This is a genomic window from Pseudomonas sp. DE0010 (assembly GCF_007680745.1).
Classification (GTDB): Bacteria; Pseudomonadota; Gammaproteobacteria; order Pseudomonadales; family Pseudomonadaceae; genus Aquipseudomonas; species Aquipseudomonas parafulva_B.
The window spans coordinates 1-230 of record NZ_VEJQ01000322.1; the positions used below are offsets into that span (position 1 = coordinate 1).

1 protein-coding gene is annotated in these 230 nt (G+C 70.4%); it reads right to left on the reverse strand.

Annotated features, from left to right (window positions below; genetic code table 11):
• A partial coding sequence (locus FS767_RS22705) for a LysR substrate-binding domain-containing protein (RefSeq protein WP_256674318.1) occupies positions 1 to 230 on the reverse strand: 230 nt, incomplete at both ends.

Consider the following 230-nt stretch of genomic DNA (forward strand, 5'->3'; position numbering starts at 1 on the left):
GATTGTTGGCCACGCCCAGCAGCAGCTGGTCGGCCAGGGTGGCAGGCGTGGCGTCTGGCAATTCCGCGAGGGTCGCCGGGCTGGCGATCACCACCAGGTGCTCGGCTTGCAGCGGATGGGCACGCAGCCCCGGCCAATCGCCGCTGCCGACGCTGATGGCGGCATCGATCTCGCTGGCGGCGAAGTCCACCGCCTGGATGCGCGAATGCAGGTGCACCAGCATGCCGGGG